Raw genomic sequence first — 23,909 nt, forward strand, 5'->3', positions numbered from 1 at the left:
CCCGCCCTCCCCGCCCTGCCCGCCCCGCCCGTCCCGCCCGTCCCGCCCGTCCGTCCGTCCGTCCGACAAGGAAGAACCGTCATGTCTGACATCGCCATCACCGGACTCGGCTGCCGGTTCCCCGGAGCCCCCGACATCCGCGCCTACTGGGAGCTCCTGCTGAGCGGGGAGCGGCAGTTCGCCTCCGTGCCGAAGGAGCGCTGGAACCACGAGACCTTCCACGAGCCCGGCAACCGGTCGGCGCCCAACGCCGCCTACACCGATCAGGTCGCCTTCCTGGAGGACGTGGACCGCTTCGACGCCCTGCACTACGGGGTGCCACCCGCGCGCGCCCGGGCCATGGACCCGCAGCACCGGCTGATGCTCGACGTGGCCCGCGAGGCCCTCGACGACGCCGGGATGGGCCGCGGGGACTTCGACCGGGAGAACACCGGGGTGTTCCTCGGGCTGTCGGTGTCCGAGTACAAGGACCTGATGTCGGCCCCGATCCGGGCCATCAGCCTGGCCGAGGAGTCCCTCGCCGAGGACGACCGCGGCGGCCGCGAGGCCATCCGGGAGCAGGCGGGCCGGCTCGGCACGATCCAGAGCTTCACGCTTCCGGGCAGCCTGCTCAACATGGCGTCCGGCACCATCAGCCGGCAGTTCGACCTCGGCGGCCCCAGCTTCGCCGTGGACGCCGCCTGCTCCGGCTCGCTGGTCGCCCTGGACCAGGCGATGGCCCACGTACGCCAGGGCACCTGCCGGATCGCCGTCGTCGGCGGGGTGTACCTCAACCTCACCCCCGACAGCCTGGTCGGCTTCTCCCGGCTCCGCGCGCTGTCCGCCGCGGGGGTGTGCCGGCCGTTCGACGAGCAGGCCGACGGGTTCGTCCTCGGCGAAGGCGCCGGGGCCGTCGTCATACGGCCGCTGGCCGACGCGCTCGCCGCCGGGGACCGGATCTACGCGGTGATCAAGGGCATCGGCTCGGCCAACGACGGGGCCTCCCCCGGGCCGCTGGTGCCCACCTCCGAAGGGCAGCTGCGTGCCATGCGCCGGGCCTACGACGACGCGCGGGTCGCCCCCTCCTCGGTGGGCTTCATCGAGGCCCACGGCACCGGCACCGCGGTCGGCGACCGCGCCGAGGTCGAGGCGCTGCGCCGGCTGCGCACCGAGTACCCCGACGACGACCCCGCCCTGTGCTACCTCGCCTCGGGCAAGGCCCTGATCGGGCACGCGCTGTCCGCGGCGGGCATCGCCGGGCTGATCAAGACCGCCCTGGTCGTGCACCACGGGACGATCGTCCCGCAGCCGCTGACCACCCCCCACCCGGACCTGGGCATCTCCGCCGCGGGCCTGCGCATCGCCGACAGCGCCCGGCCCTGGCCGGGCGCGGGCACCCCGCGGCGCGCCGCCGTCAGCTCGTTCGGATTCGGCGGCACGAACGTGCACGTGGTGCTGGAGGAGCAGCCCTCCCCGGCCCTGCGCCGCCTCCCGGTCCGCACCGAAGCCTCCGATCCCCACCTCCTGCTGCTGTCGGCCGGCAGCCGTGAGCTGCTGGACCGGCACATCGGCGAGCTGCTCGACACCCTGGACCGCTCCCCGCGCGTCCCGCTCGCGGCGGTGGCGCACACCCTGGGCGGGCGCGGGCCGCTGACGGCCCGGCTCGCGATCGTGGCCCGCGGTACGGAGGAGTTCACCGAGCGGCTGCGGCGCGCCCGCCGGCAGCTCGCCGACGGGGCCGGCCGCGACCCGGGCGACGGCACCGGGGGCGACCTCGGCGAGGGCGCCTTCGCCGCCGACGCCCCGCTGCCGGCCGAGCGGCGCCGCATCGCCTTCCTCTTCCCCGGCCAGGGCAGTCAGCGGCCGGGCATGATGCGGGACCTGTACGAGCGCTTCGCCGGCTTCCGCTCGACCGTCGACGCCCTCGGCGCCGTGGCCCGGCGGGACGGCGGCTTCGACCTCGCCGACCTGCTGTACGGCGACGGCCGGGGCGACCCCGAGGAGCTCGGTCACCGGCTCGCCGCCACCGAGGTGTGCCAGCCGCTGCTCGGCACCGTGCAGCTCGCGGCCACCCGCCTCCTCGCCGACTGCGGCGTCAGCCCCGACCTCGTCCTCGGCCACAGCGTCGGCGAGTTCGCGGCGGCCGCGGCGGCCGGGGCCCTCACCGACGCGGGCGCCGTCCGGCTCCTGGTCCACCGGGGGGCGGCCCTCCGGGACGCCGGGCACGGCCTCGGGGGCGGAATGCTCGCCGTGCAGAGCGACGAGGAGACCTGCCGCCGGCTCCTGCACGGCATCGACGGCGTGTGGCCCGCCTGCTTCAACCAGCGGCGCCAGGTCGTGGTCAGCGGTACCCAGGCCGGGCTCGCGGCGATGCGGCGGGCCTGCGCCGACGCGGGGATCGCCACCGCGGCGCTCGACGTGTCCCACCCCTTCCACTCGCCGCTGATGGCCCGCGCCGACGAGACGATGCGCGCGGACCTCGCCGGCCGACCGATCGGCAGTCCCGTCCTGCCGTTCGTGTCGTCGGTGGACGCGGCGGTCTGCGCCGACCCCGGCCGGCTGCGCGAGCTGTGGGCCGGGCACGCGTCCGCGCCGGTCCGGTTCGGCGAGGCAGTCGCCGCCGCCTACGAGCAGGGGGCCCGCGTGTTCGTCCAGGTGAGCGGCGGCAGCTCGCTCCTCACCTCGGTCCGGCGCGACCTGGCGGGCCACGGCGACGCGCACGTCGTCCCGGCCTCGGGCGCGGCCCCCGACCACGGACGCGGCTTCGTGCTGGCCCTCGCCCGGCTCGCCGTCCTGGGCGCCCCGGTCGACCCGCGGGCCCTGGTACCCCGGGAGGAGCGCCTGCTGCTGGACCTTCCGGTGGCACGGCTCGACGGCCAGTCCTACTGGGTGTCCGCCCCGGGGCCCGCGCGGCAGGACACCCCTGCCGCCCCGGTCCCGGCCGCCGCCCCGGTCCCGGCCGCCCCGGCCGCCGTGGTCGTCACGCCGCCCCCGGCCGCCGCGGTCGTCACCCCGCCCCCTGTCGCCGCGCCCGCCCCGGCGCCCGCCGCCCCCGTGGCGACGGCGCCCGAGCCGTCCCCGGCCGGGGACCTCGGCGAGGTCACCGCCGCGGTGCTCGGGCACGTGGCCCGGATCAGCGCGTTCCCGGTGGACCGGCTGCGCGGGGACCAGCTCCTGATCGACGAGCTCGGCTTCGACTCGCTGATGCTGACCGACCTGTTCACCTCGCTCAAGCGGCAGTGGCCGTGGTGGACGTTCGACGACACGACCGCCGACCGGCCGACGCCCGCCAGGATCGCCGCGCTGATCGCGGGCGTCGCACCGGGCACCGCACCGGAGCCCGCACCGGAGCGCGCCCCGGCCTCCGAACCGGAACCGGCAGCCGTCCCCGTACAGCGCGCCGACCACCACGCCGGCGAGGCGCCCGAGCCGGCTCCCCCAGCCGCGGCTCCGCTGCCCGAGGAGCACACCCGGATCGAGTGCTTCCCGGAGGTCACCGCGCACGGCGAGCGCATCGCCTCGCTCACCGGCCTGGGGCTGCCGAACCCGTACTTCCTCGTCCACGAGGGCGGTATGACGGACACGACCGTCGTCGACGGCCGGGAGCTCCTCTCCTTCTCCAGCTACAACTACCTGGGCATGGCCACGCACCCCCGCGTGAACGAGGCGGCCAAGGAGGCGATCGAGCGCTACGGCACGTCGGTGTCGGCCAGCCGGCTGCTGTCCGGCAGCCGTCCGCTCCACCTGGAGCTCGACGCCGAACTCGCCGCTCTGCTCGGCTGCGAGGCCGCGGTCACCCTCGCCAACGGCCACGCCACCAACGTGACCGTGATCGGCCACCTCGTCGGGCCCGGGGACCTGGTCGTCCACGACTCCCTGGCCCACGACAGCATCCTGCAGGGGTGCAAGCTCTCCGGCGCGACCCGGCGGCCGTTCCCGCACAACGACGCGGCCGCCCTCGACGCCGTGCTCACGCAGGTCCGCCACCAGTACCGGCGGGTGCTCGTCGTCGTCGAGGGCGTGTACAGCATGGACGGCGACATCGCCGACCTGCCCGCCCTCGTCGAGGTCAAGGACCGGCACGGCGCACTGCTGATGATCGACGAGGCGCACAGCATCGGGACGATCGGTGCGACGGGGCGCGGCATCGGCGAGTACTTCGGCATCGAACGCACCTCGGTGGAACTGTGGTCGGGCACCCTCTCCAAGGCCATGGCGAGCTGCGGCGGCTACGTGGCCGGCAGCCGCGCGGTGGTCGAGTACCTGCGCTACACCGTCCCCGGTTTCATCTTCAGCGCCGGCATGACCCCGGCCGACACCGCCGCCTCCCTGACGGCCCTGCGCGTGCTGCGGGCCGAGCCGGAGCGCGTCGCGCGTCTCGCGGAGAACGCCGCGCTGTTCGTCCGTCTCGCGCGCGACGCGGGCATCGACATCGGTGACAGCCACGACACGGCGATCGTCCCGTGCATCGTCGGGGACTCGCTGAAGACCCTGCGGCTGGCCGAGGCCCTCTTCGCCCACGGCATCAGCGTCAATCCGATCCTCTACCCGGCCGTGCGCGAGGAGATGGCCCGGCTGCGCTTCTTCGTCACCCGTGACCACACGCCCGGCCAGATCCGGCAGGCCGTGACCGCGCTGGAGGGCGAGCTGCGGCGCCTGGACCCCGTCCCCGCCGCGGCATGACCCCCGGCACGGACACCCGGCCCGGCGTCTTCCGGCCGATCACGCCGGGCCACCCGCACCGGTGGGGCGGAGCCCTCCTCGCCGTGGCCCGGCGCGGCGACCTCGACCGGGCGCCGGCCCTGTCGGCCCTGTCGGCCCTGTCGGCTCTGTCGGCCGCCGAACGACGCGTGGCCGACGTGCTGCCGGCCCGGCGACGGGCCGAGTGGGCGGCCGGCCGGCTGCTCGCCAAGCGCCTGGCCGGCGAGCTGCTCGCCGTACCGGAGGACGGCGTGGAGGTCCTGCCGCGCGCCGACGGCAGCCCGTACGTCCTGGTGGGCGGCAGCCCGGTGGCCGGTGTGCACCTCTCCCTCAGCCACACCCCCGGGCACGTCGCGGCGGCCCTCGCGCCGGAACCGGTCGGAGTGGACCTGTGCGAGACCTCCTCGGCCGACGCGGTGCGCCGGGTCGCGGACCACGTCCTGTCCCCCCGGGAGCTGGCCCTGACCGGCACGGACCGGCCCGAGGCCCTGGCGGGCGCGTGGGCGCTGAAGGAAGCAGCGGTCAAGGCGGACCGGCGCGGCGTCTTCGGCGCCGCTCCGCGCCGCGTCGCGATCCTGGGCCTGTGTCCGCCCGTACTCGGCGGACGGCGCCGCGCGATGGTGTGGCAGGCGGGCGGCGCTGTCCTCGCCCTCGTCCTCGCACCCGGGGCGGGGCGGCCGTGACGGCACTGCGCTGGTGCTCCTCGCCCGGCCGGATCATGCTTGTCAGTGGAGCCCCTGGCCGTGCAGGTTGCCGCGGATCAGCGGCAGAGGAATAGCGAGGGTGAGATGACCGACGCCTCCCATGAGCCGGCATACACCGCCACGGCCACCCTCAGCGAGCAGGGCGTCGTGACCGAGTGGAGCGAGGAGGCCGGTCGGCTGCTGGGCTACGCGGCCTCCGAGGTGGTGGGCCTGCCCGCCGCCCGGCTGCTCGCCGACGGCACTGGTGACGCGGCGTGGCGGATGCCGCCCGGACAGGAGCGGTGGAGCGGCACGGTGGCGCTGCGGCACCGGGACGGCCGGCGGCTGGAAACGGGGCTGCTGGCGCACCGCTGGACGTCCACCGGCGGGACGGCGAAGTGGTTCGTGGTGTCCGCGGTGCCGGGCGCGGCCCGCGCGTCCTGGGGCGACCGGCTCGAGGAGTCGGCGTTCACCCAGTCCCCCTGCTACCTGGCCGTCTTCGACACGGACCTGCGGCTGGTGCGGGCCAATGCGGGCATGGTGCGCACGCTGTCGCTGAGCGAGGCCGAGATGCGGGGGCTGCGGCTGCCGGAGATCGCGCCGGATCCGGTGAGCGACGAGACCGAGCGCAGGATGCGCGTGGTGCTGGAGACCGGTGAGCCGCAGCAGGTACACGCCTTCGTCCGGCCCGCGGGGGCGAGTACCGAGCACGGCTGGGCGACCTCGCTGGCGCCCCTGCGGGACCGGGACGGGCTGGTGCACGGGGTGTTCCTGGCCGCGCACGACCGGACCGGGATCGAGGGCGAGCGGCAGCTGATGCTGCTGCCGGACGACGGCGGCGCCCGCATCGGCACGACGATGGACAGCACCCGCACCGCACAGGAGCTGACCGAGGCCGCCGTGCCCCGGTTCGCGGACTTCGCGGTCGTCGACCTGCTGGAGCCCCCCGCGCGCGGCGAGGAGCCCGCCGACGGCCCGGTGGCGGGGCCGGTCACGGTGTCCCGTACCGCAGTGCGGTCGGTCCTCGAGGGAGCTCCCGAGTCGCCGGTCTCGGTCGGCCGCACGACCGTCTACCCCCCGCTGTCACCCCCGGTGGAGTGCCTGGCGGCGGGCCGTGGCGCGGTGTACGCGACGGCCGACCCGGCGGTCGCCCGGTGGGCCGCCGGGGATCCCGGGGCCGCCTGGATCGGCGAGTCGGGGACGCACTCGATGATGGTGGTGCCGCTGCGGGCCGGGGGCACCGCGGTCGGCGTCGCGCTGTTCGGCCGGCACCGGCGCCAGGAGCCGTTCCAGCCGGAGGACCTGTGGCTGGCGCAGGAGCTCGCGGGCCGGGCGGCCGTCAGCGTGCACAAGGCGCGCCGGTTCAACCGGGAGCACACCAGCACGATGACCCTGCAGCGCAGCCTGCTGCCGCAGACGCTGCCCGAGCACGCGGCGCTCGAGACCGCCTCCCGCTACCTGCCCGCCGGCACCGACGCGGGCGTGGGCGGCGACTGGTTCGACGTGATCCCGCTGTCGGGCGCCCGGGTGGCGCTGGTCGTGGGCGATGTCGTCGGCCACGGCATGCGGGCCGCCGCCACCATGGGCCGGCTGCGCACGGCGGTACGCACGCTGGCCGATGTCGACCTGCCGCCCGACGAGCTCCTCACCCACCTCGACGACCTGATCATCCACCTGGCCGCCGACGAGGCCGACCGGGACGCGGCCGGGGAGGCCGCCGGGGGCATCGGAACCACCTGCCTGTACGTGGTCTACGACCCGGTCACCCGGCACTGCACCGTCGCCCGGGCCGGCCACCCGCCGCCCGTGGTGGTCTCCCCCGAGGGCTCGGTGTACCTCCTCGACGTGCCCGCCGGTCCGCCGCTGGGCCTGGGCGGGCTGCCGTTCGAGCCCGTCGACGTCGAGCTTCCCGAGGGCAGCGTCATCGCCCTGTACACCGACGGTCTGCTGCAGGCGCGCGAGCACGACATCGACGAGGCCCTGGACGGGATGTTCGCGGCCCTCGCCCGGCCCTCCGCCAACCTGGACACGATCTGCGACCGCGTGCTGACGGCCATGCTGACCCACCCTCCCGAGGACGACGTCGCGCTGCTCGTGGCCCGTACCCGGGCCCTGCACGCCGACAAGGTGGTCGTCTGGGACCTGCCCTCGGACCCCTCCGTCGTGGCCGGCGCCCGCCGGTACACCACCGAGCAGCTGACGGCCTGGGGGCTGGACGAGGCCGCGTTCGTCGCCGAGCTCGTGGTCAGCGAACTGGTCACGAACGCCATCCGCTACGGCCAGCCGCCGATCCAGCTGCGGCTGATCCACGAGAACAACACCTTGATCTGCGAGGTGTCCGACTCCAGCAACACCGCCCCGCACCTGCGGCGGGCCCGGACCTTCGACGAGGGCGGGCGGGGGCTGCTGCTGGTCGCGCAGCTCGCCCAGCGCTGGGGCACCCGGCACGCCCCCATCGGCAAGACCATCTGGGCCGAGCAGACCCTCGTCGGGTACTAGGTGCGGGTGGCGCGCCGGGTGGCGGAGGGCCTGTGACGCGCCTGTGACAGTCGGCGGACGGCGTCATGAAGTCGCGCGAGGAATCTCTTTATCAGGGACATACAGCGATATTCGCTGACAAGTCCCCTGCTTCCGAGGACGTGAGCAGTGATGACCGAACCGCTCCGCCGGAGGAAATCATGAGCCTCACACTCGTCGCGCCGCAGACCGAAGCCCCCGCACCCGCGCTGGCCCCGCGCGAGCAGGAGGCACTGCGCCACATCGCCGCAGGCTGCACCTATCTGCAGACGGCCCGCAACATGGGGCTCTCCAAGCACACGGTCGACGCCTACCTCCGCCGGATCCGCGCCAAGCTGGGCGCCAACACCACGGCGGAACTGACCCGGCTGGCGATATCGCTGGGGATGTGACCCTCAGGCCGGGCCGCGGAAGACCGGCCCGGCCCAGGCCGGCGGCTCCGGCAACGGCACCTCGTCCCCGGCCTTCCCGGGGGACGGGGTGCCGTCCCGGCGTCCGGCCCCGTTCCCGGTGGCGGCCCGCAGCGCGGCCACGAACTCCAGGCAGGACCCGTAGCGGTCCTCGGGCACCTTCGCCAGGGCCCTTGCCATGACCTCATCGGCGGCACCTGCGACATCCGGCCTCCTCTCCGTCAGGAGAGGGGGCTGGTCGTATTGGTGCGCCCAGAGCAGGGCCGCGGCGTCGTCGCGCTCGAAGGGCGGCCCGCCGGCGAGGGTCTCGAAGACGACGCACGCCAGGCTGTAGAGATCGCACCTGCCGTCCACCGGCCGGCCGGAGATCTGTTCCGGCGCCATGTAGTCGAGCGTGCCGACGAACTCGCCCGTGGTGGTGAACCCGGTGAGCGAGAGCGCCTTCTTCGTGAGGCCGAAGTCCGTCAGGTAGATGTGCTCGGGGTGCTCGCTGTCGGTTCCCGCGGCCACCAGGATGTTGCCGGGCTTGACGTCCCGGTGCACCAGATCGTGCTCGTGGGCCGCGTCGAGTGCGGAGGCCACCTGGGCGGCGATGCGCAGCGCGGTCGCGACGGGGAGGGGGCCCTCCCGGTCCAGCAGGACGCGCAGGTCCAGGCCGGAGACGTAGCGCATGGCGATGTACAGGACGCCGTGGGTCTCGCCGGCTTCGAAGATGGGCACGATGTGCGGGTGGTCGATCGACGCGGCCACCCGTGATTCGTGGGTGAAGCGGCGCCGGAAGGTGTCGTCGCGGGCCCGTTCCGGGGCGATCAGCTTGAGGGCGACCGTACGGCCCAGACGCAGGTCCTTGGCGCAGTAGACGACGGCCATGCCGCCGCGGCCGAGCATGCGCTCCACCCGGTAGCCCGCGATCTGCTTCCCGATCAGGGCGGAGGGCCGGCCCGTGTAGCTGCTCAGGTTCGGTGCCGTCATGCCGACCCCGTCCTCGCTCGTCCGTGACCAGCCGTACCGAGAAGTCTATCGAGTGGCCCACACGCGTGCCCGCCACCCGCCGGAGCGGGTGACGGGCGAGGGGTGGCGGGTGGTCCGCCCGCCACGCGGGGGGTCAGCGGGTCAGCGGGGTCAGCCTTCGCCGCCGTCGCCGCCGTCGCCGCCGCGGCCGCTGGTCTGGCAGCCGACGCCGACGCAGAGCCCGCCGTCGCCGCCGAGACCGCCGAGGCCGCCGTCGCCGCCGGGGGGCGCGGCCCCGCCGTTGCCGCCCTTGCCCCCGTTGACGCTGCCGTTGCACACGCCGACGCAGACTCCGCCCTTGCCGCCGTTCTGGCCGTTGCCGCCCGTCCCGCCGTTGGTGCCGGCGCCGCCGTTGCCGCTGCCTTCGCACAGCCCGGCGCAGACACCGCCCGCGCTGCCGTTGGTGCCGTTGACCGATCCGCTGCACTTGCCGGCGCAGACCTTGTCGCCGACGCGGACGCTGCCGTTGCCCACCTGGACGTCGCCGAACGAGCCGCTGCCGAAGCGGCTCCCGCCGGATCCGTTGTCACCGCCGCCGTACGAGGCGCCGTACTGCTGGACCGGCTGGACCGAGGGCGCCGCCGGAGCCGCCATGGCGGCGGGCGTCATGGCACCGGCGCCGAGCAGGGTCGCCGAGACGACGAGACCGAGACGGAACTTCCAAGAACCTCGCTTGCGCATGGGCTTCTCCCTTGTCTGGACATCGGTTTCGAGAAACGGGCCGGCGATCCGTCCGCCGGCCCGTCGGCCCCCTCGGTCAGGAGAGGCTGTCTCCCATGAGGGCGAACCAGTCGCCGTCCACGTACTGCCGCTTCCAGGTGTCGAGCTGCTCCTCCGGGATGTCGTACTTCTTGGAGATCTTCTCCTTGGTCTCGTCCGAGTCGTCGGCCAGCAGGGTCAGCACGATGCGCACCTTGTCGACCACCGTCAGATCCGACTTCTTCTTGTCGGGCAGGTCGTCGAACCCGAGGAGGCAGCCCACGGTGCCGGGCTTGCCGGGCTCACCCGGCTCACCGGGCTGACCGCCCTTGCCGCCCTCGCCGCCCTTGCCCCCCTTGCCGCCCTCGCCGCCCCCGATGCAGGTGGTGGGCAGGTCGGCCACGACAGTCGTCGTGACGTCTGCCGGGGTGTGGTGCACCGAAGCCTGCGCGGCGACGGCGGTACCGGTGACCAGTGCGAACGTGGTCGCGGCCAGGATGAGCGGACGCTGCCAGGAATTCGTGAACATGGGGTGCTCCATAGCTGTGGTCAAGAGGGGGGTGGAGGAGGGGGGCGGGGTGTGAGGGTGTGCGGGTCGGGGCGGGGTGGAGGCCCGGAGGCCTCCACCCGTGGTGCCGGGAGTGGCTGTCAGAACAGGGCGCCGCCTCCGTTTCCGGCGTCGCCGCCGAGGCCGCCGATCAGGCCGCCGAAGCCGCCGTCACCCGCGTCGCCGCCCGCACCGCCGTCGAAGATGCCGAAGCCGCCGTCGCCGCCGTTGCCGCCGACGCCGCCGATCAGCCGGCCGTCGCCACCGCCGCCGCCCTGGCCGCCTTCTCCGCCCTCGAGGATGCCGAAGCCGCCGTCACCGCCGTCACCGCCGGCGCCACCGATGCGGCCTTCGCCACCACCGCCGCCGCCACCGCCGCCACCGCCGACGAGGAGGCCGTCACCGCCGGCGCCGCCGTCGCCACCCGCACCGCCGGTGCCGTTGACGCTGCCGCCACCGGCGCCGCCGGAGCCGCCGCCGCCTCCGACGAGGCCGCCGCCACCGCCCTTGCCGCCCTTGCCTCCGGCCCCACCGTCCTCCACGAACGAGACGACGTGATGGGGCATCGGGGCCGCCATCGCCGTGGAGGCGGGGAGGAGGACCCCTCCACCGATCACAGCGGCGGAAGCGACCAGGGTGGCGATACGCATCTTGCGGTTCATGATTTTCTCCCAGCTATCCAAAGTGAGTATTCGAATTGCCCGGTAATTCGGGGCGGTGCGGTTGTCTGTTGCCTCATTTCGTTTCCGGTGAGGCCCGCACCACAAGTAAGCCCCGGCGGGCACACCCGGGTCACGTTCCGGAAAGTCGGGGCTTGACATGCCCCTAAAGGTCGGATAAAAGCCCGCCCACACGGCACCACACCGCTCCGACCGGGTACGAAAGACCCCCGGGACATAGGTCCTATAGCGAGCGGTGGCCGCCGGCGGCCACAGTAGTGACCACGGCGAGGGCGAGCGGCACAGGCCACGAGGGAGTGATCATGACTCGGATATCCATAGATCCCGGACGCTTCAGCCAGTTCGGCGAGGCCACCGGAAGCACTTTCTGCCTGGTCACGAACCCCGAATTGATCGATCAGTTCGAGATCGTCGAATCCGCCGCCTACAAGGGCTACCTCACGATCCCGATGGGCACGGGCGACCGTTTCGAGGACATACTCGAAAAGCGGATCCCGGAACCCGCCCACATTCTGGTGGTCTCACCGCACCGTTTCTTCGAGTCCCCCGATCCCGATCTGGTGGGCCAGCGGAAGATCATGGGCATGGCGTGCAACTCGACGCCCACCACCCTCGAGGAGATCCGGCACTTCCTCGGGATCATGGAGCGGACCTCGTCGGCCGACCAGGCGGCGTTCTGCGACACGTTCTTCGAGCTCGCCGAAGAGGCCGACCACCTGGTGTACGCCGACCCCGTGCACGGCACCCGGGCCGTACTCGACCACCTGCGCGACGGCCTGGTGTGGAACCAGCAGGCCGGTCCGCTCGAGTGGGGTGACCAGCAGATCGTGCCGTCCGGCGAGATCAGCGTGCTGCCGGTGGAGATCAGGGAGTTCGACGAGGCCCTGAAACTGCCGCTGGAGGGCGAGATCACGCTGCGCGGCTACCCCATCCTCCACAACGGCACCCCGTCGTTCTCCCGGACCGACCAGGCCCGCATCCACTCCCAGCTCTGGGCGATGCGCGACAACGCCATCAAGGCCAAGGTCGAGGACGGCAGGATCACGCGCCTGGAGGCGCTGGACCCGGGAGCCGCGCCGGCCGTGGCGATGCTGGAGCAGATGTTCGCGGTGGACTCCCGCTACCGGATCGTGTGGGAGATCGGCCACGCGCTGAACACGTCGCTCGACATCCTCCCCGGCAACCACGCCATGAACGAGGTGTACGGCGGCACGGAAGGCTGCCTGCACTACGGCCTCGGTCTCACTCCGTACACCCAATACCACCTGGACATCATTTCGCCCGACACGCGCGTCCTCACGAGCAATGGACTGGCGCTGATCGGCCACCCGGACCACCCCACGGTGGAGAGGGTCGTCGCCGCGGATTAGCGGCTTTCGACCATCCGACCGTTCGGGGTGAATGCAACAGAATCCGATTCAAACAGGAGGTGACTGTCATGAAGAAGATCAAGGTGCAGAAGAACCGTAACTACCTGGGCACGCTCCTGGGCTGAGTACCGACCCGTGGCGGGGCATGTGAATGCCCCGCCACGGGGTTCTCGTCGTCTGATGGTAGGGAGTTCGCCCGTGTCACCGCTGGATCTCACCACCCATGACTTCGGTCAGTTCGGCGAGCCGGTCGAGACGTTCTGTCTGATCACGAGCGAGGACGGCGGCGAGCCCCTCTCGCTGCTGCCCGGTGACGGGTACTCCCGCGTGGTCCAGCTGACGCTGCCGCGCGGTACGCGCCTGGGCACGCTGATCGCGGAGAGCGTTCCGCCGGACGCGCACGTACTGGCCGTCTGTCCGGGCCGCTTCCTCGACTCGCCGACTCCGCAGGAGCTGGGCGCGCGCAAGCTGGCCGTGCTGCCGGCCGGCTCCACGCCGCTCACCGACGAGTACGTCCGCTACTTCCTGCGCAGCGCGGCGAAGACCGACATCGCCCAGCAGGCGGCCACCGCCGAGGAGTTCTTCGATCTCGTCGGGGACAGCGACCGGCTGACGATCGTCGACGACGCCTCCGGCACGGAAGCCGAGTTCGACCACACGGTGGGCGACTGCGTCTGGAACCAGCAGGCGGGCGTCCTGGAACCGGGCGACCAGCAGATCTTCCCCTCCGGCAAGCTGAGCGTCACCGCCGCGGAGATCACCACCTTCGAGCCGGAGGCCCGGCTGCTCGGTCTCCACGGGGACCTGACGCTGCGCGGGTGGCCGATCGTCCACCGGCACGCGGACCCCGCCGACGGACCCGAGCAGCAGCGGCTGTTCGAGGCCCTCTCCCCCCTCGTCTCGCAGGCCGTGACGCTGCACGTCACCGCCGGCCGCATCGAGGGCGTCACACCGCAGACTTCGGGGGCCGCGCCGGCCGCCGCGGAGCTGGACAAGCTCCTCACCGACGATCCGCGCTACCGCGTGATCTGGGAACTCGGCTTCGGGATCAACACCACCACAGAGGTCATTCCGGCGAACTGCGGACCCAACGAGGTGTACGGCGCCACCGGCGGCGTGGTCAACCTCGGGCTGGGCATCACCCCCGCCACGCGCTTCGCCCTGGCCTTCCTCTGCCCCCGCAGCTCGCTGCTGACATCGGACGGAACCGCCGTCCTCGGCGCCCGCAAGGCGGTGCGCCGCGGCCGGATGCAGCGCGTCTCCAGCGCGAGCTGCGGCTGCCACTGACCCCACAGGAGGGAAGCAAGCCCATGACGATCAACCCGGACCTGCGCAAGAGGGTCGACGCGATCCTCGACACCTTCATCAAGGACTTCTACGAGACGGTCCCGTTCGCCCAGCACCAGAGGAGCGCAGCCGAACTCAACCTGGACTACTACAAGCGCCACAACATCGAGACCATCCTGCGGCTGCGCCGCAAGCGCACCATCGACGCGCTGGCCATCAAGTACTTCACCAAGGTCGACCCGGTGCAGGCCAAGGCCTGGGCGCACTACACCGACGACGAGATGCTGCACGACCGGCTGTTCGCGGCGGACCTCGCCAAGGTCGGTGTCACCAAGGACCAGATCTACTCCACCGAGCCGATGCTCTCCACCAAGCTGCTCACCGGATACCTCCAGTACGGCATGGAGTTCGAGGACAGCCCGCTCGCGCTGATCACCAGCGTGTACTTCGTGGAGTACGTGACCACGCGCACCCAGCCCGAATGGCTGGACAACCTGGAGAGCGTCCTCGGCCAGGAGAACGTGAAGGGTGCGCGCGCCCACGTCAACACGGACCTCGACGACGACCACGACGACTTCGTCTGGCGGGTGATGTCCACCCTGGTCAACTCGGATGCGGACGAGCAGAAGGTCGTCGAGCACCTCAACCACGTCTACTGGCTGTGGAAGCTCTACTTCGTCGAGCTGCACCAGCTCACCGTGCTCGGCCGCACCGGTGCGCAGATCCCGCTGCCCACCTCGGCCGACGTCTGAGCGGGGTCCCCGGTGCCGGACAACGGCCGGGCCGGCCGGCCGGACGGGCGGCAGGGAGTCGAGGTGATGGCCCTGCCGCCCGGCCGGGAGCTGCCGACCGAGACCGAGAAGTGGATCGTGGACGGCCTGGTGGAGACCATGCCCGGTCTCCAGACGCGCCAGCTGTTCACGCTCCGCCGCGACATGCTGACCGAGGCCGACTACGTCGTCGTCGGGGTCGACCGGGAGCGCGACCGCGTCGTCTCGCTGCTCACCTCGCACTGGGCGCCGATCCCGTCGGGGCGCTCCTGTCTGCACGTCATGATCCAGTTCGTGGGCGACAAGTACCGCAACGGTCCGGTCTTCGGTGAGAGCTGGTCCGTGCACTTCGCCCGGCTGCTGGCCGACGGCCGCCCGTTCCCCGAGGTGATCGCGCTCAAGACGTACAACCCCGTGGTGCACTGTGCGATGTCGGCGTTCAGCGGGCATCCGGACATCTCCATGTACCCGGATCTCGCGGGCAAGGACGGCAGCCGCGAGGCGCTGGCCGCCGAGGTGGCCGAGGCGCTCGTGCCCGGCTCCCCCTTCGACGCCTCCCTGGGCGTCTTCCCGGGCATCGGCCGCCCGCGCGACCTCTACCGGGAGCGGCCCACCAGCTACGTGCCCGAGGCGAACGCGTACTTCGAGCGGCACGCGGCGCCCGGGGACCGGGTGCTGTGCATGCTGCACGTTCCCACCCAGGACGGGGCGCACTCGATCCTCGCGGCCCTGGGTGTGCCGCTGCCCTCCGGGCGCGGCTGAGGCCCGTACCGGACCCGTGACCCGTAACCCCGGAACCCGGACCTCCAGGAGCGCGAGACAGCCATGGCAGACGTCGCCTTTCCCTCCGACTACGCGCGGGCCCGCGCGGACTTCCTGCACGCCGCCGAAGCGGCGGGCGCGCGGCTCAGGACGTTCGCGCTGCCGGGGCACCGCGGGCCCGACGGCGGTGAGCTCTGCGTGGACACCGCGTACGTGGGACCGCCCGGTCCGGAGAAGCTGCTGGTGACGGTCTCCGGGACGCACGGCATCGAGGGCTTCTGCGGCTCGGCGTGCCAGACCGGGATCCTGCTGCGCGAGGGGATGGCCCGGGAGGCCGGGCCGGGGACGGGCGTGCTGCTGGTGCACGCCCTCAATCCGTACGGCTTCGCGTACCTGCGGCGGGTCAACGAGGACAACGTCGACCTCAACCGGAACTTCGTCGACCATGCGGCGCCGCCGCACAACGACGCGTACGACGCCGTGCACGCGGCCCTGGTGCCGCCCGGCTCCCCCGGCTCCCGGGCCTTCGCCCCGCGCGAGCTGGTGGCGGGCCTGAACGCGCTGCGCGACCGGCTCGGCCCGCAGACCCTGCAGGAGGCCGTGACCCGGGGTCAGTACCGGCACGCCGACGGGCTGTTCTACGGCGGAGTGCGTCCCGTCTGGTCCCAGCGGGTGTTCCGCACGGTGGTGGCGGAGCAGATCGCCGGCGCCGCGCACGTCGCCTACATCGACCTGCACACGGGGCTCGGCGAGCGCGGTGTCGGCGAGCCCATCTTCCGCGGCGGCCGCGACGAGCACGCGCACGAACGGGCCCGGCGCTGGTACGGGGACGCGCTCACCGCATCGGAGCTGGGCACCTCCTCGTCCACGCCCATCGTCGGCAACACCGCGACCGCGGTCGCCGACGGCCTGGGCCCCGGCAGCCGGCTCACGGCCATCACCCTGGAGTTCGGCACCCAGCCCGGTCCCGAGGTGCTGCTCGCGCTGTGCGCGGACGCCTGGCTGCACCGGCACCACCCGCCGGCCGAGGCGGTCCGGTCCGGTCTCAAGCAGCTGATCCGTGCGGCGTTCTGCCCGGCGGACGACGCGCAGTGGCGGGAGCGGATCGGCCGGCGGGCGCGCGAGGTCTTCGCGCAGGCCCTCGCCGGACTCGCGGACGCGAAGCCGGGGGACGCCGGATGACCGGGCGTGGCAGGAAATCGTGGACGGACGTCAGTCTGGCCACTGTCGCCCTGGTCTGCGCCATCGCAGAGTGATCCCATGGCAAGCAGCGATTCGCCCTCTGCAGTGAACGAGACGGAGCCGAAGCCCGTGCACGTCGGCATCAAGACGGTCTGGCGGGAGTCACCGACCGCGGTCAAGTCCCTGCTGGTCGGAACCGCGGTGAACAGACTCGGCGGTTTCATCCAGGTCTTCATGGTGCTGTACATGACGCAGCGCGGGTTCTCCGACACCCAGGCCGGCATCGCCCTCGGCGTCTACGGCGCGGGAACCGTGCTGGGGGTGCTCACCGGCGGCTGGATGTCCGACCGGATCGGCCCGCGGCTGACCATCATGTCGACGCTGGTGGGCTCGGCGCTGCTGTTCCCCGCGGTCCTGTACCTGGACGGCTATCCGGCGATCCTGGCGGTCATCGGGGTCGGCGCGGCCCTGAGCCAGGCGTACCGTCCGGCCTCCACGAGCATGATCAGCCAGCTGATCCCCGCCGAACGCCAGGTCATGATCTTCGCCATGGTCCGGCTGGCGATCAACCTCGGCACGACCGCCGCCCCGCTGCTGGGCGCGGCCCTGGTGACCGTGTCCTGGGACTTCCTCTTCTGGGGCGAGGCCCTGGCGATCCTGGTCTTCGCGGCCGTGGCCGGGGTGACCCTGCCCCGCGGCCCGGGCGAAGCGGCCGGGAGCAAGGAGGCGGCGCACACCGAGGAGCCGGGGGCGGCCGCGGGCCGCAAGCCGAGCTATCTCGCGGTCCTGTCGGACGGCCGCTACGTGCTGTTCCTGGTGGCGATGTTCGTGAGCTCGGTCATCTACATCCAGTACGTGTCGACCCTTCCGCTGACGGTCAAGCACCTCGGCCTGAGCACCGGCGTGTACGCGGCGATGGTCGCGCTGAACGGGGCGCTCGTCATCACCTGCGAGCTGCTGGTCGCCAAGGTGGTGCAGCGCTGGCCGGCCAGGATCGCGGTGATCGCCGGTGTGGCGCTGACCGGCATCGGAATGAGCCTGTACGCCCTGCCCTGGGGGATCGCCGCGCTGGTGATCGCGACCCTGGTCTGGTCGCTCGGCGAGATCATCGGCTATCCGACGCTCTTCTTCGCCTATCCCGCGCAGGCCGGACCGCCCGAGCTGCGCGGCCGCTACCTGGGCGCGTCGAACTCGCTGTACGGACTCGGCACCGCGGTGGGCCCGTTCCTCGGCGTCACGCTCTGGAACCGGTTCGGAGACGGCCTGTGGCTCGGGTGCGGGTCCCTCGGGCTGCTCGCGGTGGGCGCAGCCTGGCTGGGTGTGCGTCCGACGGGCGCCGCCGACCGCGAGCCGGCCCGTACGGAGCCGGACGGCGGCGCGGGGTCCGGTGAAGGCCTGGGCACCGGCGCGGAGGCCGCGGTCGGCAAGTGAGGCAGACAGCGCCCGTGCACTATTCAGGAGGAAAAGAAATGCCCCGCTACGCGATTCTCGTCGACCCCTACTCCGGCGCGGCCGAGTATGCGAACGCCTTCCGGGAGCGAGACATCGAACCGGTGGCCGTGCTGAGCACCCCCGGACCGCTGAACTCCTACCGGCGTACCTGGAATCCGGACGCCTTCTTCCGTACGCACCACCACGACGGGGACTTCGAGGAGCTGCTCCGTGTGGTGAAGGGCTACGACCCGGTGGCCATCGTGCCGGGCAACGAGTCCGCGGTGATGCTGGTCGACGCCCTGATCGAGCGGCTGATGCCGGGCACGGGCAACGTGTTCGAACTGTCCGAAGCCCGCCGTGACAAATGGCCCATGGGCCAGGCCGTCGCGGCCGCCGGCATTCCGCACCTGCGCCAGATCGCCACCGACGACCCCGAGGAGGTCGCCGCGTGGATCCGCGACAACGGGCTGGAGGGGCGGCCGCTGGTGCTCAAGCCGCGCCGCAGCGGAGGCACGGACGACGTGCACAAGGTCGGGGCGCGGGAGGACTGGCGACCGTACTTCGGCCGGCTGCTCGGCTCGGTCAACCGCTTCGACATCCGCAACGACACCGTCCTGGTGCAGGAGTTCGCCGAGGGGACGGAGTACATCGTCGACACGTACTCGGTCGACGGGAAGTTCGGGCTGGTCTCGGTCAGCCGCTACAGCAAGTCGGCGAAGAACGACCGGATCGGGATCTACGACGCGGTCGACTACCTGGCCCCGCAGGACCCGATCGCGGTGTTGCTGGGCGAGTACACCCGGCAGGTGGCGCAGGCGGTCGGCATCCGTACCGGCTGTACGCACACCGAGGTCATGCTCACGGCCGACGGCCCGCGGCTGATCGAGACGGCCGCGCGGCTGGCCGGGAGCTGTCTGCAGTACTCGGCCCGACTGGCCACCGGGGACTGCCAGATCGACCGGACGGTCCGCCACCACCTCGACGGTACGTTCGCCCCGGGGTACGAGATCGTGCAGCCGGTGCGCGTGGTGTGGCTGTCCAGCCCGCGCGAGGGGATCCTGCGCAACGCCGAGGCCCTGGACGCGGTGCGCGAGCTGTCCACCTTCCAGCGCCTCGGCCTGCCGTACGCGAACGGTGAGCGGGTGCCGTGTACGGAGGACCTGTTCACCAGTCTGGGCTGGGTCATCCTCGCCGGAGCGAGTCAGGAATCCGTTGACGCGGACACCGTCCGTGTCAAGGAGATCGAGGCGCAGCTGATGGTGGAACCCGCCTGACAGGGGCCCGAGGGGGGCGCGGGGCGGGAGGGGGCGGGGTGGCAATTCGGACACCCCGCCCCCTCCCGTATGGGACGAGAGTCCTATGGTGAGGGTGAATTGGCCGGACTAGTGTGGCCCTCACCTGATCAAATTCGGAATGAATATGCAACGTAATGTTGCCGATCGGTCAAGAGGGCGAGGGCAGACGGTGGAGCCGGTTGCGTGGGTCGGCGGAAGTTCTCCAGAGCACGAGAGGATCATCGGCTGGCAGGCCCCACCACTGAAATTCGGTGTCGGCGCCACGCGGGAAATCGGCTACGAACTGCGCAGAGCCGGCGTCCGCTCGGTCCTGCTGGTGACCGACCGGGGGCTGGCCGGCCTCGGCCTGCCGGCCCGGGTCGCCAAGCTCATCGAGCAGGAGGGGATCGCGGTCTCGGTCTTCGACCGCGCCCAGGTGGAGCCCACGGACGAGAGCGTCACGCAGGCCGCCCGGGAACTGGCGTCCCTCCGGGTGGACGGCTACGTGGGCCTCGGCGGCGGCAGTGCGATCGACACGGCCAAGATGCTGAACCTGCTGCTCACCTACCCCGGCCGGTCGGTACGCGACTACCTGAACGCGCCGATCGGCGCGGGGGCCAGGATCCCCGGCCCGCTCAAACCGCTGGTGGCGGTGCCCACCACGGCCGGCAGCGGCAGCGAGTGCACGGCGATGGTCGCCCTCGGCGTCAGCGGCCTGAACGTGAAGACGGGGATCAGCGATCTGCGGCTGCTGCCGTCCCTGGCCCTGATCGATCCCGCCAACACGCTCACCCTGCCGCCGGCGGTCACCGCGTCCTCGGGGTACGACGTGCTGACGCACGCCTGCGAGTCGTATACGGCCCGCCCCTACGACCGGCGTCCGCCCTACCCCACGCCCGAGGCCCGGCCGCTGTACGTGGGCGCCAATCCGATCAGCGACGTGTGGGTGGAGCAGGCGCTGCGACTGGTCGGCCGCTACCTGCGGCGGGCCGTGCTCAATCCCGACGACCTGGAAGCCCGGATCGGGATGAGCCAGGCGGCGAGCTATGCGGGAATGGGGTTCGGAAATGCCGGAACCCATATTCCGCACGCGTGCGCCTATCCGATAGCCGGACTGGTGCGCGACTACCGGCCGGAGGGATATTCGGTCGATCACGCCATGGTGCCGCACGGCGCCGCGGTGGTCTCCACGGCACCCGCCGCATTCGAATTCACCTATCCGACATCTCCCGAACGACACCTGCGTGCAGCCGAGTTACTCGGCGCGAATCTCAGCGGAGTGTCAACGGCACATGGAGCAGACGTACTTCCGGCCACGCTGCAGCAACTCGTCGCGGACACCGCCGGGCCGGGCGGCCTTGCGTCCTTCGGTTATTCGGGCAAGGATCTCCCTGCACTTGTCGATGGTGCGCTCAAACAGCAGCGCCTCCTGGTGTGCTGCCCTCGCGATGTCGCCGCTCGTGATCTGAAGAGAATTCTCGGCGGCTCGATGACCGGCTGACGACGAGTGTTGCGGTCCCCCACGCAAGGAGCTTGAGGCCCCCGTGAGCGAAGCAGACTTAACCGAGCACACGGCCGTCATCGCGGGAAAGAAGGTTCCCGCGACGGCGTGGATCGACGTCCTCGATCCGTCGAACGGCCGCCCTTTCGCACGAGTGGCCCGCTGCGGCGCGGCCGAGATCGCGGACGCCGTGGACGCGGCGCGGCACACGTACGAGTCCGCCTGGCGGTTCGCCACGGTGGCGGAGCGGTCCGGGGTGTGCCGCCGGATCGCGGCGGCGATCCGCGCCGAACGTTCGGAACTGGCCAGATTGGAGACCCTGGACACCGGCAAGCCGCTGAGCCAGTCCCTGGTCGACGCCGACGTCGCCGCACGCTACTTCGACTTCTATGCCGGCGCCGTCGAGGCACTGGGTGGTGAAACGATCCTGCATCAGGCGGACCGGTTCGCCTTCACCCTGCGGGAGCCGTACGGGGTGTGCGGGCACATCATCCCGTGGAACTACCCGCTGCAGATCGCCGCGAGGACCGTGGCACCCGCCCTCGCGGCCGGAAACTGCTGTGTGCTCAAGCCCGCCGAGGACGCGCCGTTGACCTCGCTCCGGCTGGCGGACATCGTTTTGAGAGCAGGCCTTCCGGCGGGCGCGCTGAACGTCGTGCCGGGCTACGGAGAGGAGGCGGGAGCCGCGCTGGCCGCGCATCCCGGGGTGGACCGGCTGGCGTTCACCGGATCGCGGGAGATCGGCGAGGCCGTGATGACCGCGGCCGCACGGAACATCGTGCCGGTCACCCTCGAGCTCGGGGGCAAGTCCCCGCACATCGTGCTCCCGGACGCCGACACCGCGCGGGCGCTGCCGCTGATCGTCGATTCGATCACCGAGCACGCGGGACAGAACTGCTCGGCCGGAAGCCGGCTGCTCGTCCACCGGTCCGTGCACGGCGAACTGGTGGCGGCCCTCACGTCGGCGTTCCGCGCCCTGCGGATCGGCCCGGGGATCGGCGATCCCGACATGGGACCGCTCATCTCCGCGAAACAGCGCGACCGGGTGCTCGGCTACCTGGCCGAGGGCGCCGGCGACGCCGTGGTCCGCACCGGCGGCAAGGCGCCCGAAGGGGCGGCCCACACGGGCGGGTTCTACGTGGAACCCACCCTGCTGGATCACGTGACACCCGAACACCGGGTGTTCCACGAGGAGATCTTCGGCCCGGTCCTGTGCGTATCGGTCTTCGACACCCTGGACGAAGCGGTCGGGCTCGCGGAGAACACCACCTACGGGCTGGCCGCCGGGGTGTGGACGTCCGACGTGACCACCGCCCACTGGCTCGCCCAGCGGCTGCGGGTGGGGCAGGTGTTCGTGAACAACTACAGCGCGGCCGGCGGCGTCGAGCTTCCCTTCGGGGGATACCAGCGCTCGGGGATAGGCGTGGAGAAAGGACTGGAGGCACTGCGGGAGTACACACGGTGCAAGACGGTCGCCATCCACACGCAGCTTCCTTCTTGAGCCATCAGCGAAAAGAGCGGTTCGGTTATCACATCTGCATTAAGGGAGTGCACCTGATGGCACGTGTCGTGCAGAGGCGAGTCGTGGATTTGAGGGACAAGAGGTGCTGTGAATTCTGTGGTGCGCCACCGCAGCCCGTTACGGCCCTGGCCGAAGCGGTCGACAGGATGCACAAGGCTCTCGGTGAGGTGCAGGACGCGCTGGAAGCCCAGGAGCAGATGATCGAGGACCTGCGTACGGATACCTGTGACGAGCAGCAGACCGCCCCCGGCCCCGTTGACATCCCCGCGGATCCCACGTCCCGGGAACCCCTTTCCTCCCTGACCGCACGCGAACGCGAGATTCTGGTACTCGTCTCCCAGGGCAAGTCGAACCGGCGGGTGGCCAGCTCGCTCGGCATATCGGAGAAGACGGTCCGCAATCATTTGTCCGCCGTCTTTTCCAAGGTGGGTGCCTCTGATCGCACGCAGGCCGTCGTCATGGGAATCCGCGGCGGTATCGTCTCGATCGGCGAGTGATTGCGGGATGCATGACGACAGTGTGCGGGAGCTTTTGGCCACCTGACAGTGGTGGGACTGTCAGAACACCACGAATCCCTGCCACATTGGATCCCATGCTGAAGAACGTAGCCGCTGTGCTACTCGACAACGTCCACCCGTTCGAGCTGGGCGTCGTATGCGAGGTGTTCGGGATCGACCGCCAGGAGGAGGGGCTGCCCGCCTACGACTTCGCACTCGTCGCCGCGGAATCCGCGTCCGTGCGAGCGGTCCCGGGGTTCACCATCAGCACGCCGTACGGCCTCGACCGCCTCGCGGACGCGGACCTCATCGCCATCCCCGTCGGGGACGACTTCCACACCAGGGACTTCCCTCCGGACCTCCTGGAGGCCCTGCGCCAGGCCGTGGCGCGCGGCGCCCGGGTGCTCAGCGTCTGCGTGGGGGCCTTCGTCCTGGGGGCGGCCGGGCTGCTCGACGGACGGCGCTGCACCACGCACTGGCGGTACGCCGCCGCGCTCGCCGAGCGGTATCCGAAGGCCGAGGTCGAGCCGGGCGTGCTGTACGTCGACGAGGATCCGGTCTTCACCTCGGCCGGCACCTCCGCGGGGATCGACGCCGCGCTCCACCTGGTGCGCAAGCTCCAGGGCAGTGATGTCGCCAATGCCATCGCCCGGCGCATGGTCGTGCCCCCGCACCGGGACGGCGGCCAGGCCCAGTACATCGAGAGGCCGGTGGCGGAGTACCGCGAGGACGGCGTGCGCGACGTGCTCTCCTGGGCCGAGAAGAACCTGGACCAGGAGATCAGCGTCGAGCAGCTGTCGGCCCTGGCGTGCATGTCGCCGCGCACCTTCGCCCGCCGCTTCCGGATGGAGACCGGCACCACCCCGTACCGCTGGCTGCTGGCGCAGCGGGTGCTGAGCGCCCAGCGGCTGCTCGAGAACACGGACGAGACGATGGAGGCGGTGGCCGCCCGTACGGGATTCCCCAACGCGGCAGCCCTGCGCCACCAGTTCGTGCGCTCGCTCAACACCACCCCGAACGCCTACCGGCGCGCCTTCCGGGGTTCTCTCACCTGACAGACACAGGCCGCGGGCGCCCGCCCGG

General features: G+C 71.9%; 19 protein-coding genes. 15 read left to right on the top strand and 4 right to left on the bottom strand.

Going from position 1 to position 23,909, the window contains the following annotated elements:
• Positions 1–81: 81 nt before the first annotated feature.
• The 4 genes from ACTVZO_RS06255 (at position 82) to ACTVZO_RS06270 (ending at position 8,272) form a co-directional block, all read left to right on the top strand.
• Complete coding sequence (locus tag ACTVZO_RS06255; protein WP_443297420.1) at positions 82–4,662, top strand: type I polyketide synthase; 4,581 nt, start codon at positions 82–84, stop codon at positions 4,660–4,662.
• Positions 4,659–5,363 (top strand): 4'-phosphopantetheinyl transferase family protein, encoded by a 705-nt coding sequence (locus tag ACTVZO_RS06260; RefSeq protein WP_443297421.1) that lies wholly within the window; start codon positions 4,659–4,661, stop codon positions 5,361–5,363. Before ACTVZO_RS06255 ends, ACTVZO_RS06260 begins: the two co-directional genes overlap by 4 nt.
• 105 nt (positions 5,364–5,468) lie before the next feature.
• Positions 5,469–7,862 (top strand): SpoIIE family protein phosphatase, encoded by a 2,394-nt coding sequence (locus tag ACTVZO_RS06265; protein ID WP_443297422.1) that lies wholly within the window; start codon positions 5,469–5,471, stop codon positions 7,860–7,862.
• 179 nt (positions 7,863–8,041) lie between these two features.
• A complete protein-coding gene (locus ACTVZO_RS06270; RefSeq protein WP_443297423.1) occupies positions 8,042–8,272 on the top strand; it encodes a response regulator transcription factor in 231 nt (76 codons plus the stop codon).
• Positions 8,273–8,275: 3 nt separating this feature from the next.
• Here ACTVZO_RS06270 and ACTVZO_RS06275 read toward each other — a convergent pair whose 3' ends face one another.
• From ACTVZO_RS06275 to ACTVZO_RS06290, 4 genes are all read right to left on the bottom strand, one after another.
• Positions 8,276–9,262, bottom strand: coding sequence for a serine/threonine-protein kinase (locus ACTVZO_RS06275; protein ID WP_443297424.1), 987 nt, complete (start codon positions 9,260–9,262; stop codon positions 8,276–8,278).
• A 150-nt stretch (positions 9,263–9,412) separates the two neighbouring features.
• Positions 9,413–9,982, bottom strand: a complete 570-nt coding sequence (locus tag ACTVZO_RS06280; RefSeq protein WP_443297425.1) for a hypothetical protein — start codon at positions 9,980–9,982, stop codon at positions 9,413–9,415.
• Between the two features lie 76 nt (positions 9,983–10,058).
• Complete coding sequence (locus ACTVZO_RS06285; RefSeq protein WP_443297426.1) at positions 10,059–10,529, bottom strand: hypothetical protein; 471 nt, start codon at positions 10,527–10,529, stop codon at positions 10,059–10,061.
• 119 nt (positions 10,530–10,648) lie between these two features.
• Positions 10,649–11,209 (bottom strand): hypothetical protein, encoded by a 561-nt coding sequence (locus ACTVZO_RS06290; RefSeq protein ID WP_443297427.1) that lies wholly within the window; start codon positions 11,207–11,209, stop codon positions 10,649–10,651.
• A gap of 320 nt (positions 11,210–11,529) precedes the next feature.
• Here ACTVZO_RS06290 and ACTVZO_RS06295 point away from each other — a divergent pair, with 320 nt between their 5' ends.
• From ACTVZO_RS06295 to ACTVZO_RS06345, 11 genes are all read left to right on the top strand, one after another.
• Positions 11,530–12,597, top strand: coding sequence for a hypothetical protein (locus tag ACTVZO_RS06295; protein ID WP_443297428.1), 1,068 nt, complete (start codon positions 11,530–11,532; stop codon positions 12,595–12,597).
• Positions 12,598–12,795: 198 nt separating this feature from the next.
• Complete coding sequence (locus ACTVZO_RS06300) at positions 12,796–13,884, top strand: hypothetical protein (RefSeq protein WP_443297429.1); 1,089 nt, start codon at positions 12,796–12,798, stop codon at positions 13,882–13,884.
• A gap of 23 nt (positions 13,885–13,907) precedes the next feature.
• Positions 13,908–14,636: a hypothetical protein gene (locus ACTVZO_RS06305; protein ID WP_443297430.1), complete on the top strand. Its 729-nt coding sequence runs from the start codon at positions 13,908–13,910 to the stop codon at positions 14,634–14,636.
• Between the two features lie 12 nt (positions 14,637–14,648).
• A complete protein-coding gene (locus ACTVZO_RS06310; RefSeq protein ID WP_443297431.1) occupies positions 14,649–15,416 on the top strand; it encodes a hypothetical protein in 768 nt (255 codons plus the stop codon).
• Positions 15,417–15,479: 63 nt separating this feature from the next.
• On the top strand, positions 15,480–16,598 hold the full coding sequence (locus ACTVZO_RS06315; RefSeq protein WP_443297432.1) for a M14 family metallopeptidase: 1,119 nt from the start codon (positions 15,480–15,482) through the stop codon (positions 16,596–16,598).
• A 78-nt stretch (positions 16,599–16,676) separates the two neighbouring features.
• Positions 16,677–18,029 (top strand): MFS transporter, encoded by a 1,353-nt coding sequence (locus ACTVZO_RS06320; RefSeq protein ID WP_443297433.1) that lies wholly within the window; start codon positions 16,677–16,679, stop codon positions 18,027–18,029.
• 38 nt (positions 18,030–18,067) lie between these two features.
• Positions 18,068–19,306 (top strand): ATP-grasp domain-containing protein, encoded by a 1,239-nt coding sequence (locus tag ACTVZO_RS06325; RefSeq protein WP_443297434.1) that lies wholly within the window; start codon positions 18,068–18,070, stop codon positions 19,304–19,306.
• A 190-nt stretch (positions 19,307–19,496) separates the two neighbouring features.
• Positions 19,497–20,807, top strand: coding sequence for a hydroxyacid-oxoacid transhydrogenase (locus ACTVZO_RS06330; protein WP_443297435.1), 1,311 nt, complete (start codon positions 19,497–19,499; stop codon positions 20,805–20,807).
• A gap of 43 nt (positions 20,808–20,850) precedes the next feature.
• Positions 20,851–22,308: an aldehyde dehydrogenase family protein gene (locus ACTVZO_RS06335; RefSeq protein WP_443297436.1), complete on the top strand. Its 1,458-nt coding sequence runs from the start codon at positions 20,851–20,853 to the stop codon at positions 22,306–22,308.
• 56 nt (positions 22,309–22,364) lie between these two features.
• Complete coding sequence (locus ACTVZO_RS06340) at positions 22,365–22,826, top strand: LuxR C-terminal-related transcriptional regulator (protein WP_443297437.1); 462 nt, start codon at positions 22,365–22,367, stop codon at positions 22,824–22,826.
• Between the two features lie 95 nt (positions 22,827–22,921).
• Positions 22,922–23,881 carry a GlxA family transcriptional regulator gene (locus ACTVZO_RS06345; protein WP_443297438.1) on the top strand — a complete coding sequence of 320 codons (960 nt, stop codon included), beginning with the start codon at positions 22,922–22,924 and terminating at the stop codon, positions 23,879–23,881.
• Positions 23,882–23,909 lie beyond the last annotated feature (28 nt).

Source organism: Streptomyces sp. IBSNAI002, assembly GCF_052244475.1.
GTDB lineage: Bacteria > Actinomycetota > Actinomycetes > Streptomycetales > Streptomycetaceae > Streptomyces.

Excerpts from the sequence above, each read along its gene's own strand:
- ACTVZO_RS06255 (WP_443297420.1), top strand. The coding sequence starts at position 82 with ATGTCTGACATCGCCATCACCGGACTCGGCTGCCGGTTCCCCGGAGCC.
- ACTVZO_RS06260 (WP_443297421.1), top strand. The coding sequence starts at position 4,659 with ATGACCCCCGGCACGGACACCCGGCCCGGCGTCTTCCGGCCGATCACG.
- ACTVZO_RS06265 (WP_443297422.1), top strand. The coding sequence starts at position 5,469 with ATGACCGACGCCTCCCATGAGCCGGCATACACCGCCACGGCCACCCTC.
- ACTVZO_RS06270 (WP_443297423.1), top strand. The coding sequence starts at position 8,042 with ATGAGCCTCACACTCGTCGCGCCGCAGACCGAAGCCCCCGCACCCGCG.
- ACTVZO_RS06275 (WP_443297424.1), bottom strand. The coding sequence starts at position 9,262 with ATGACGGCACCGAACCTGAGCAGCTACACGGGCCGGCCCTCCGCCCTG.
- ACTVZO_RS06280 (WP_443297425.1), bottom strand. The coding sequence starts at position 9,982 with ATGCGCAAGCGAGGTTCTTGGAAGTTCCGTCTCGGTCTCGTCGTCTCG.
- ACTVZO_RS06285 (WP_443297426.1), bottom strand. The coding sequence starts at position 10,529 with ATGTTCACGAATTCCTGGCAGCGTCCGCTCATCCTGGCCGCGACCACG.
- ACTVZO_RS06290 (WP_443297427.1), bottom strand. The coding sequence starts at position 11,209 with ATGAACCGCAAGATGCGTATCGCCACCCTGGTCGCTTCCGCCGCTGTG.
- ACTVZO_RS06295 (WP_443297428.1), top strand. The coding sequence starts at position 11,530 with ATGACTCGGATATCCATAGATCCCGGACGCTTCAGCCAGTTCGGCGAG.
- ACTVZO_RS06305 (WP_443297430.1), top strand. The coding sequence starts at position 13,908 with ATGACGATCAACCCGGACCTGCGCAAGAGGGTCGACGCGATCCTCGAC.
- ACTVZO_RS06315 (WP_443297432.1), top strand. The coding sequence starts at position 15,480 with ATGGCAGACGTCGCCTTTCCCTCCGACTACGCGCGGGCCCGCGCGGAC.
- ACTVZO_RS06320 (WP_443297433.1), top strand. The coding sequence starts at position 16,677 with ATGGCAAGCAGCGATTCGCCCTCTGCAGTGAACGAGACGGAGCCGAAG.
- ACTVZO_RS06325 (WP_443297434.1), top strand. The coding sequence starts at position 18,068 with ATGCCCCGCTACGCGATTCTCGTCGACCCCTACTCCGGCGCGGCCGAG.
- ACTVZO_RS06340 (WP_443297437.1), top strand. The coding sequence starts at position 22,365 with ATGGCACGTGTCGTGCAGAGGCGAGTCGTGGATTTGAGGGACAAGAGG.
- ACTVZO_RS06345 (WP_443297438.1), top strand. The coding sequence starts at position 22,922 with ATGCTGAAGAACGTAGCCGCTGTGCTACTCGACAACGTCCACCCGTTC.